General features: G+C 35.2%; 8 protein-coding genes and 3 pseudogenes. All 11 read left to right on the top strand.

Annotation, left to right across the window (positions count from 1 at the left end; translation table 11 throughout):
- A pseudogene (locus BLP58_RS10930) lies at positions 1-260 on the top strand (ISLre2 family transposase); the annotation flags it as partial.
- 476 nt (positions 261-736) lie between these two features.
- Positions 737-1,780, top strand: a complete 1,044-nt coding sequence (locus BLP58_RS10925; protein WP_013855181.1) for an acyltransferase — start codon at positions 737-739, stop codon at positions 1,778-1,780.
- Entirely contained in the window at positions 1,777-3,006 is a 1,230-nt protein-coding gene (locus tag BLP58_RS10920; protein ID WP_013855182.1) for a glycosyltransferase family 2 protein, read from the top strand. The genes BLP58_RS10925 and BLP58_RS10920 overlap by 4 nt, the downstream gene beginning before the upstream one ends.
- Positions 3,007-3,009: 3 nt before the next feature.
- Positions 3,010-3,300 (top strand): hypothetical protein, encoded by a 291-nt coding sequence (locus BLP58_RS10915; RefSeq protein WP_025084304.1) that lies wholly within the window; start codon positions 3,010-3,012, stop codon positions 3,298-3,300.
- The gene (locus BLP58_RS10910) at positions 3,284-4,216 is read left to right on the top strand and encodes a polysaccharide deacetylase family protein (RefSeq protein ID WP_034536635.1); all 933 of its coding nucleotides are present in this window, start codon (positions 3,284-3,286) and stop codon (positions 4,214-4,216) included. The genes BLP58_RS10915 and BLP58_RS10910 overlap by 17 nt, the downstream gene beginning before the upstream one ends.
- Before the next feature lie 50 nt (positions 4,217-4,266).
- A pseudogene (locus tag BLP58_RS10905) lies at positions 4,267-5,055 on the top strand (IS30 family transposase); the annotation flags it as partial.
- Positions 5,056-5,151: 96 nt separating this feature from the next.
- Positions 5,152-6,070 (top strand): annotated as a pseudogene (locus BLP58_RS10900) (IS30 family transposase).
- 508 nt (positions 6,071-6,578) lie between these two features.
- Positions 6,579-7,370 carry a Type 1 glutamine amidotransferase-like domain-containing protein gene (locus BLP58_RS10890; RefSeq protein ID WP_013855187.1) on the top strand — a complete coding sequence of 264 codons (792 nt, stop codon included), beginning with the start codon at positions 6,579-6,581 and terminating at the stop codon, positions 7,368-7,370.
- Between the two features lie 197 nt (positions 7,371-7,567).
- Positions 7,568-8,155 carry a recombinase family protein gene (locus tag BLP58_RS10885; protein WP_013855188.1) on the top strand — a complete coding sequence of 196 codons (588 nt, stop codon included), beginning with the start codon at positions 7,568-7,570 and terminating at the stop codon, positions 8,153-8,155.
- Between the two features lie 507 nt (positions 8,156-8,662).
- Positions 8,663-8,911: a GlsB/YeaQ/YmgE family stress response membrane protein gene (locus BLP58_RS10880; RefSeq protein WP_002831196.1), complete on the top strand. Its 249-nt coding sequence runs from the start codon at positions 8,663-8,665 to the stop codon at positions 8,909-8,911.
- Between the two features lie 215 nt (positions 8,912-9,126).
- Positions 9,127-9,361, top strand: a 235-nt coding sequence (locus tag BLP58_RS10875) for a helix-turn-helix domain-containing protein (RefSeq protein WP_143000352.1), incomplete at its 3' end; no start/stop codon positions are given.

Here is a 9,361-nt window from a genome sequence, read left to right as displayed (position 1 = left end):
CAGAGAATGGCGCTGAGGGTATTTTGCGTGTGCTGACTTGCATTAAAAACAAAGAGCTGGAATACTGGCTTAGCAGTGAATTTGCAGGTGGGCAGCTCGATATTGGTGATCAGGAAGAATTGAAAGGTGCAGTTCGTGCCAGCCTAAGAAAGACGCATGAAGCTCATCTGGGCATTCATCACGGCGCCATTGAAAGCTTAACAGCAGGTCATAGCTATTTGGATGATTTTGGCAGAAAATTAAGTCAAATAAATATTTAAGAAATTAAGGTCAGACTAATGGTTAATAGCCTACCGCAAAAATATTGACACTTACCATTTACACAAGATTCTTGACGCTACCGAATATTTGTGATATAGATAGTGGCAGGTGAAAGCTAGCCTGATAGTTGCACAAGTGCTTCTATAGCAAGGCTTAATCAGTTTATTAATTCGTATAAAATAAATTTAAGTGCCCATGAAAATACGCTTTTTGCGATTTTTAGTGCACTTGCCTCTCAAAAATGAGTTTGGGTTTTTATAGTTGAATCTTTTGTCTCAATTCGTGTTGTCAAGATCGCTCGTATAGCAAGTGCTGTGGGTCTATCATTTTGAAGTCCCGTTGCTAAAAGGCTGTTGTGTCAGTGTTTGTATAGCTTTCACCAGCCACTACATAACAATATAAATTTTATTGGTTAATTTTAATGCTATGTTTGTTTATAAACACAAAATAATAATTTTAAAAAATAGGTAATTTTATGACACAACGAATTTATCAAATAGATTATATTAAAACATTTGCTATTGTTTCCGTCGTAACAGTTCATTTTTTACTTAATTCTGGCTTTTATGACATTAAAATTGGTTCATGGATCTCCAGTGCCGATGTTGTTTTGAGGATAATTTTCATCACGGCTGTTCCAATTTTTATCATGACAACTGGATTTTTGATGGGCAACAAAAAATTAAGTAGCTCATACATTGTCAAGCTTTTTCATGTTTTAGAAATATATGTTGCTGTTTCTTTAATTGATTGGGTGGGACAAGCAATTCTACTAGGTAAACAGTTGAGCTTGACAGATGCTTTATATGGCCTGCTGGATTTTTCAACAGATAGCTACTCTTGGTATGTTGAAATGTATATCGGCTTATATTTGATTATTCCATTGTTAAATGCAGCTTGGCATTTTCAAAAAGATGATCAATACCATATATATATCGTGAGTATTACATTCATTTTGTTCTTTCTACCATCCTTATTTAATACGTTCGGGAAAATCATTCCAGATTGGTGGGTAAGTGGTTATCCCATAGGGTATTACTACGTTGGTATGTATTTTAAAGAACATTTGGAAGATATTAAACAGATTTCTTTGAAAGTATTATCTTGCTATGCTTTAGTAGTTTTTGGAACAATTGCAATAATAGAATTGAACAATAACACAGGCAAAGTATTTGAGTGGACTAATGAAAATGAATATATGGGTTATCAGCCATTTGCAATCGCGGTTATATTATTTTTGTTAATGTTACGCCTGCCGGTCAAAAGACCAGATCGAAAAAGGTATAGAATCCTTGCTGCAATTTCAAGTATGACGCTCAGTATATACTTGTTTTCGGATTTAACTGATAGCATCATTTACCATTATTTCAAGCAGACGATTCACAGTATAGAATCACGTTTATATTTTGGTCCAATTATTGTTTTTTTATCGTTTACTATGGCTGTATTGTGCGCGTTTATTTTACAACGTTTGCTAGAGATATTAGCGAAAAATAAAGTAAAGCAGGTAAATTCATGAAATCTATTTCAAATGTTATACAATTTTATGCCACATATTACCCAATTATCATGACAGTTGTTTGGATCACCGGTGCGTGGTTATTTGATGTACGCTCTAAATTTATGATAAGTAAATCTGTAGCAATAAGAGCACCAAAAGTGACTATTTTATTATCAATGTATAACGAAGAACACACCGTTGTTGAAACATTAAACTCATTTCTCAAAGTTAATTATAGTAATTATGATGTCGTTCTTGTTGATGATAAAAGTGAGGATAATACTATAAGTATTGTTCAAGATTGGATGGATAATGAAAAAAATAAACAAAGCAGGACCAATATTAAGTTAATAAAATTAACGCGTAACCTAGGAAAAGCGCATGCTTTAAATCAAGCTATGCAACAAATAAACTCGGAGTTTGTTTTAGTAACAGATGCCGACTCGATATTGGCTCCTAACGCAATATTAGAATTACTTTCACGTTTTGATAATGAACGCGTTGGTGCTGTGACCGGGAAGCCGGTTGTCCGTAATCGAACGACGTTATTAGGCAGGCTTCAAACACTGGAATATATGGGTGTCATTGATCACATTAAGCGGGCTCAAGATACTTTGTACGGTGGCATAATGACAGTCGCTGGTGTCATTGTGCTGTACAGAAGAAATGCTTTATTAGAGGTGAATGGATTTGATCCATTGGCAATAACGGAAGACATTGATATTACATGGCGATTAAGAAGAAAACAGTGGCTAGTTCAGTATACGCCTCATGCTTTGGTTTATATATTAGTACCAGAAACTTTGAAAGGCTATTTGAGACAACGAACACGTTGGTCTACTGGTGGATTAGAGGTTTTATTTAAAAACTTAAAATGGGTTTTACATTCTAAATCACTCGATCAAAAAATGTTATTAATCGATATGTGTTTGGGTCATATTTGGGCTTGGCTAGCTGTAATTACAATGGTTCAGTACATTGCTGTTGCTATAACGGCTCGTACGTTTTCTTTGCCGGGTGTCATATTGTTGATCTATATTGTATTGTTCACAGCAATGCTACTACAAGGATTAACACAGGATAAACAGAAATCAAAAATCAACTGGTACGATATGCTAGGGTTACCCGTTTACAGTACTTTTTATTGGGTGACAGCGCTAGTAACAGCGCTGATTTCACAAATTATTGTTGGCATGTTTCACAAACAAAAGGGTTCTTGGACAAGCCCTGATCGCGGGAGGTAAAAAATGAATAATATTATCATTAGACGTCAAAATTTTTTTGGTAACGCGTTTGCCGGAATTATCATATTATTTTCTTGGCTTTTTATATTGGCCATCATAACGCTTTCAATAACCACACAGTGGCATATGTATTCTGATGATCTTGTAGTCTTAGAATTATTGTTAAATATCAACATTATTAGTATTAATCATGGACTGCAAGTTGTTATGATTTGTTTTACTCTTGTAATTTTGCCACTTTTAGTAGCCCTATTATCTTCAAATGGAGTAGATGCCTATGTCGAAAAAAAATAGGCTTACTCTATTGTCTTTAATATTACTTATGATAATGTGCCTTGGTGCTATGATTTGGTTTGGAATAGATCAAAGTGAAAAGCAAATCCAAACTGAACAAAAGACCGATTATAGTTATCAAGATTTTGCGTCAAAAAATGTGCAAACAACTGATGGAGTGCTTGTGTTGGCATATCATCGTATTCTTAAAGAAGATACTACTGTTAGAATTGCGCAAAATATTTCAAAAAATCCACAATTACAACAGTATAATGTGGATCAATCTACTTTTGTTAAACAGATGAAGTGGCTACAAAAAAATAAAATCAGCGTTTGGTCAATGACGGATTTTATTAAGCATACAAAACAGCGTTCAATTCATGGCAAACATGTTGTACTTACTTTTGACGACATTGATACAACTTTACCACGAAACGCAGCAAGTACTTTATATAAATTAAATTTACCATTTACAATTTTTGTTATTACAGGCAAAGTGTCAAGTAATATAGATGGGGAACAAATGGCATCATGGGCTCAAATTGAAGATTTAGCTAAACATAAAATAGTGACAGTTGGGCTGCATACTAACAATTTATACTATCAAATTGATAATCAACCAGTAATATCAACGTCAAAAGTATCTAGACCAGTAATATCAACGTCAAAAGTATCTAGAAAAGAAATGATTACTGACTATAAAAAATCTTATCGAAAAGTCCAACAATATTTAGACATTAATTCAAATGTATTTGCATATCCTTATGGTAGCCAAAATCAGTCATTAACAGCCTACATGGCTAATCATGGTATGGACGCTATATTTTCGTTAGAACCCGGAATCGTAACAAATGATGATCCAAATATTTTAAACAAAGTGCCAAGATTTGTTGTGACAAATTCGAATTTTGATCAATTAAAGGCTTGGTTGAAGTGACGATGACTGAATAGGTGGAGTTGACAAAGGGAAGGGCGAATGTTCAAAATATGACAAAAAAATTACCACAAGACCAAATAAAATATCCACGTATTCATGAAAATGATCGGCATCTAATTGAGCACATGTGGAATGATGAAAAACTAACACAATCTGAAATCGCTAGAAAACTTAATCGTTCACAGTCCGCTATCTCTAGGGAATTAAAACGTGGTAATATTTTTGATTTTAGTAATCTAAGTAAGCGCCAACTCTTCAATCTTGAAATTCATTCTCGTATTAAGTATTCTGCTTTACGTGGTCAATTTCTTGCGACACAAAAAAGTGTGAGACGCGGTAATGGCTCAAAATTGCTAACACCAGAATTAAAAGAGCTAATTGAGCATTGGGTCAATGTAGAACATTGGACGCCTGAACAAATTGCTGAAGCCAAAGTATCGGATATTGAGGTCTCTGCATCAACGATTAGAAATTGGGCAAAACAAGGTAAAATTTATTTAAGACCATATTATCGCAAACGTGCGCATAATACAGATGCAGAAAAAGTGAAAATCAAAACGCAGTATCAAAAACAGCGTGAGATTGATAGACTGCGTTCTCAATTAAAGTCACAGGGCATTTTAGTCCATCATTCAATCTATGAGCGTCCACCAAAGATAAATACACGTAAACAGTTTGGCCATTGGGAAATTGATTTGGTTTTACCAGCGAAAGGTAAGAATGGCGAAATTAACGATAAGAGCGCTATCTTAACCTTAGTGGAACGTAAGACAAGGTTTTATGTGCTGGTTAAAATTGATAGTAAGCAATCGTTTGACGTTATTAAGGGCTTTAGATATTTGGTAGATTGTAAAATTAAACCGAACACTTGAATAAAAAAGCCGCAGCGCCTTTAATGGTAATTGTCCAAAACAACCATAAAGGAACTGCGACTCATGACTAGTTTATCATCTCAAGAACGTACTGTCATTCAAACTTTGCTGGAATTGAATTATTCGATTCGTGCCATCGCGCGTTTTATTAACCGATCGCCTGCGACGGTCTCTGTTGAAATTCATCAAGTCACGCCCTATAAAGCTGATATTGCTCATGCATTGGCATTGAAAAAACGTCATCTACGTGGCCGTCATCACACACTAACACCAGCTATCGCTGTCTTTTTGAATGAGCACATTGGCATTTTAAAGTGGTCACCAGAAACTGCTGCTCATGTTTTAGGGTTACCTTTCAAAACGATTTATAATTGGCTCAATGCTGGCCGACTCAAACTGTCATTAGCTGATTTACCTGACAAAGGTATTCGTCAAAAACGTCAGTCTGATGGCAGACGTCAAGTTATTTGTTCACGGCCGTTCAATTGAATCAAGACCCAAAAGTGTTCAAGCACGGCAGGATTTTGGTCACTTTGAAGTTGATACGATGCAATCGGGTAAGAAACGTGGTGAAGTGCTTGTCACAATCACAGAAAGATTAAGCCGGCAATATATTGTGAGGCAAGTTAGTGGTCGCAATAGTCAGGCAGTGACACCAGTATTAATTCATTTTTTTCAAGGGATCGAGAATGCTAAGTCAATCACTGTTGATCGAGGACGAGAGTTTGCAAAATATGATGAAATCGAGCAAAAACTAGGCATTCCAGTTTAATTTGCACACCCATACTCACCAGAAGAACGTGGGAGTAATGAGATATTAAATCGATACGTCCGTCGTTTTATACCGAAAGAACGCAAAATTGAAACAGTTAGCGCCAAAGAATTAGATCAAATTAATCATTGGATCAATGCGAGACCAATGAAAACACTCAACTGGCAATCCCCACGAAAGGTTTTTCAGCAGTTTGCAGTGTTCGGTTAATTCTTGCAATCTACCATATACACGATTTAGGACAAGACGGCCTTGCAAGTACAGCCTTGCGACCCACTTTTGAGCAGTTTTATCCCAACTAACTCCGATAACGCCAGACTTGTTATTGGACCGTTTAAGTGTAGAAGCAACTAAATTTGTTCGATTAATTAGTTGAAAATTCTTGGGATTGCCGATGTATTTTTTAGTCTGGTTATTAGCTTTTATGTTTGATCTGCTTATTTCTGATCGCAAACACCCACAACTGCGAGTGAATCCTTTTTGAAGTCGTTGACTGTCAACAATACATTTATTTCCACATTGACATTGACAGAGCCAAAGCGCGTTTCCATTAGAACTGCTTCCAATTTTGAGGACTTGGTAATCCGAACCTCAAATTACATCAGTTGGTTTAATTCCGACAGAATTAGAACGAGTGTTTAGAAAAAGATGTGCCATTTATTGACATAGGAGCATAAAAACTAAGAAGAAAATTTTTATAAAGCTAAAATCAAATCTTATGATGATGAATTCAAAAAATCTTTCATTGGCCTTTAAAGAAAACATAAACAGTCAAGGGATGTTGAAAATAGCTAATTATTTAAAAGAATTGGGGAAAAAGAGCATGAAGTATTTTTTGACAAGTAATCCATTGTTAGCTAAAGAGCAAATACTAAATCCTAGTAACGAATTTGTGAATAATTTACAAAAAGATATACCTGAGAGGGCTAATGCACTATTCATATGTTCGGACCCTAATTCGTATGACTTGACTGATAAATTTGCAGAAGAAATGAAGACTTGTTTCTTTAACTCAGGTTTTAAATTTAAGAATTTTAAAGTATTAGATAATAGAAATGCAAAAGAAAAAAGTGAGTTAATAAGCGAAGCAGAAGTTGTCATACTTGCAGGAGGACATGTTCCAACACAAAATATATTTTTTCAACAAATTAATTTAAAGAATGAGTTAAAAACTGCAAATAAGATTATTATCGGTTTTAGTGCAGGTTCAATGAATTGCTCGGAAGAAGTTTATGCTCAACCAGAACTACAAGGAGAATCTTTAGACCCAAACTACAAGAGATTTTTAAAAGGTTTGGGAATAACAAAATCACAGATTTTGCCTCATTATAATTTAATCAAAAACGAATATTTAGATGGTAAGAGACTTTTTGAAGAAATCACTTATCCAGATAGTTTTGGCAGATCATTTATTACATTAAATGATGGATGTTATTTATATGGTGATGGTCAATATGAAATAGTTTATGGAGAAAGTTTCATTATTTCTGATGGAACTATTAAAAAGTAAAAATGTTTCCAAAAGAATCATTTAACAAATAATATTGGAAAATAAAAGAATTACCTTTGTTTCTGATTACTCAGGTACTTTTTTTATATCTGGAATTATATAAGGCCAACAGGGTATACCCTAGTGGCCTTTTTTGCTTCTGTGCTATACTAGGAATTACAAGGGTTCATTAGAACTGTCCAAAAGGAGAATTGAAAATGGCTAAAATCGGGTATGCGCGTGTGAGTTCCAAGGAGCAACATTTAGATCGACAGTTAGCGGCTTTAAAAGACGTTGATAAATTATTTACGGATAAATTAAGTGGAGCTAACACTAATCGGCCAGAACTGCAAAAAATGCTGGCCTATATTCGTGAGGGTGATATTGTAATGGTCACTGAATTAGATCGCTTAGGCAGAAACAACCATGATTTGACTAAGATCATGAACTCCATTCAAAATAAGGGTGCCACCCTAGATGTGTTGAATTTACCGTCCATGACAGGGATTGCTGACCCAAATTTACGTCAACTGATGACCAACTTGATTATTGAACTCTATAAGTATCAGGCCGAAAGTGAACGTAAGCGAATCATTGAGCGCCAGCAGCAAGGGATTGCCTTAGCTAAGCAGCAGGGTAAATATCATGGGCGCAAACCCCAATACACCCAAGACGATCCCCGCTTGCAACATGCTTTTAAGCTCTATCAAGGTGGTATGAATGATGTAGATGTTGCCCGTAATACCGGCATTAAACGAACTACCTTTATTCGATACCGTGTGAAATACGGTATTAAAAGAAAATAGGGATCCTATTTTCTTTACTTATAGTTTTGGAGGGTGTTTACTAAAGTTTTCTTTCTTGGAATCTGATTTCGTGTTTATTAAACCATCGACGAGATGTCATACAAGAATGACACCCTGACTGTGTATACATCATGATCATTTTTCATTTACCCACTTTTTTATTTTATTTAAGAAAAAATGATTAATGCTAAGTTAACTGATCTATCCGAAATTAAATATTGGTGTAGCTAATAATATAAGTTGACACCCAGTCAACCCAACACTAGCAATCTCAAAAATTGGTTAATGGACACTCCACTTGATCGGAGATATGAAACACAAATAATTGTTTTACATACCTATTTTATTATTGAAACATTTATGAAATAAATAGCATGCACAGGAAATATTGTGAATTTGTTCAACAGCTTTGATCGTATAGTTTCCTTGCATCACACCCTTGATAAGGGTATACTTATCCTTGTAACCATTATAGAACCTTTGTTCAAAAAAGGAGAAGTGAATTTTATGCATTGGTTATGGGTTTTAATTGTTGGTGCTGTTATCGGCGCAATTGCTGGTGCCATCACTAATCGGGGCGCAGCTATGGGCTGGATTAGCAATATTATCGCTGGCTTAGTTGGCTCATCCATTGGTGAAGCTATTTTAGGCAGTTGGGGGCCAAATATAGCTGGTATGGCCATTATTCCGTCAATTATAGGCGCAATAGTTGTTGTAGCAGTAGTTTCTTTCTTTTTAAGTCGTAGCACAAGATAAATTTTCCCCTATATGTTAAACTTTTTAACAATCTTTTAAATGAATCCATGGTTGTTATTGGCTGGTCAATTACTGTAGTAATTGGCTTTTTTTATAAATGTTTTACTTTAATTTCAGGCAGATTGTAAAATTAATCCGAACGCTGTTCGGACAAAAAAGATCAGCTTCCTTTAAAATGGTGTTTACCACAAACCCATCTTTTAGGAGCTGATCTTTTGTCTAGTATAACCTATTCCGAACGAATTAAAATCGAAACCTTTTGTGAACTAGGGCTGTCCAATATCCAAATGGGCGTTCGGCTGAACCGATCACCGTCAACAATTTCTTATGAATTATCTCGATGTCAACCTTATCAGGCTGAATTAGCACAAACAGATGCCGAATACAAGCGATCACGATGTGGTCGGAAAACTAAGCTGAGCGATGAGTTAAAGCAAAAAATTCTCAACC

It is taken from the genome of Lactobacillus kefiranofaciens (genome assembly GCF_900103655.1).
Lineage (GTDB): Bacteria > Bacillota > Bacilli > Lactobacillales > Lactobacillaceae > Lactobacillus > Lactobacillus kefiranofaciens.
Note: the sequence above shows the minus strand (reverse complement) of the source record. Positions and strands in the feature narration are given on the sequence as shown.

Excerpts from the sequence above, each read along its gene's own strand:
- BLP58_RS10925 (WP_013855181.1), top strand. The coding sequence starts at position 737 with ATGACACAACGAATTTATCAAATAGATTATATTAAAACATTTGCTATT.
- BLP58_RS10920 (WP_013855182.1), top strand. The coding sequence starts at position 1,777 with ATGAAATCTATTTCAAATGTTATACAATTTTATGCCACATATTACCCA.
- BLP58_RS10915 (WP_025084304.1), top strand. The coding sequence starts at position 3,010 with ATGAATAATATTATCATTAGACGTCAAAATTTTTTTGGTAACGCGTTT.
- BLP58_RS10910 (WP_034536635.1), top strand. The coding sequence starts at position 3,284 with ATGTCGAAAAAAAATAGGCTTACTCTATTGTCTTTAATATTACTTATG.
- BLP58_RS10890 (WP_013855187.1), top strand. The coding sequence starts at position 6,579 with ATGATGATGAATTCAAAAAATCTTTCATTGGCCTTTAAAGAAAACATA.
- BLP58_RS10885 (WP_013855188.1), top strand. The coding sequence starts at position 7,568 with ATGGCTAAAATCGGGTATGCGCGTGTGAGTTCCAAGGAGCAACATTTA.
- BLP58_RS10880 (WP_002831196.1), top strand. The coding sequence starts at position 8,663 with ATGCATTGGTTATGGGTTTTAATTGTTGGTGCTGTTATCGGCGCAATT.